Raw genomic sequence first — 903 nt, forward strand, 5'->3', positions numbered from 1 at the left:
TGGATCATGCCGTTGTAGCGGGTGACGGTCACCGGCACGCCGGCCTGGTCGAGCTTGCGGCCGTAGGCTTCGCCTTCGTCACGCAGCACGTCGTTCTCGGCGGTCTGGATCAGGGCCGGCGGCAGGCCTTTCAGCTGGTCGAGGCTGGCGCGCAGGGGCGAGGCGTAGATCTCGTTACGCTTGGCCGGATCCTTGGTGTAGCTGTCCCAGAACCACTTCATCATGTTCTTGGTCAGGAAGTGGCCTTCGGCGAACTGGTTGTACGAACCGGTCTCGAAGTTGGCGTCGGTCACCGGCCACATCAGGACTTGGTAGCGCAGTTTCGGGCCGCCCTTGTCTTTCGCCATCAGGGTCAGCACGGTGGCCATGTTGCCGCCGACGCTGTTGCCGGCCACGGCCAGGCGATTGCCGTCGATGTTCAGTTCCTTGCCGTGTTCGGCGACCCACTTGGTGGCGGCGTAGATCTCGTTGATCGCCACGCCATAGCCCACTTCCGGCGAGCGCTGGTAGTCCACGAAGACGGCCACGGCGCCCGAGTGTTCGACCAGGTCGCGCACCAGGCGCTCGTGGGTCGGGTAGTCGCCCAGCACCCAGCCGCCGCCGTGCACGAACATGAAGGCCGGCAGCACGCCCTTCTGGCCGGCCGGGCGCACGATCTTCAGTTTGATCTGCTTGCCGTCGACGGTGATGACTTTGTCGGAGACGTCCGCCTTGGGCAGGTTCAGCTTCACACTTTTCTGGGCGCCTTCGAGCACGGCACGGGCGTCGGCCGGCGCCAGGGTCTCGAGCGGCTTGCCGCCTTCCAGGGCTTTCAGGAATTGCTGGGTGCGCACATCGACGGTCGGCTCGGCGGCGCCGGCGACACCGGTGGCGAGAGCGATGGCGGCGGCGGCGATGGATTTG

Annotated in this window: 1 protein-coding gene; it reads right to left on the reverse strand. The window is 66.0% G+C overall.

The annotated features are described in order from the left end of the window. Positions 1-896: alpha/beta hydrolase (locus B0920_RS25260; RefSeq protein ID WP_078035462.1), on the reverse strand; the 896-nt coding region annotated here is incomplete at its 3' end. Between the last annotated feature and the right edge of the window lie 7 nt (positions 897-903).

Source organism: Massilia sp. KIM, assembly GCF_002007115.1.
Lineage (GTDB): Bacteria > Pseudomonadota > Gammaproteobacteria > Burkholderiales > Burkholderiaceae_D > Telluria.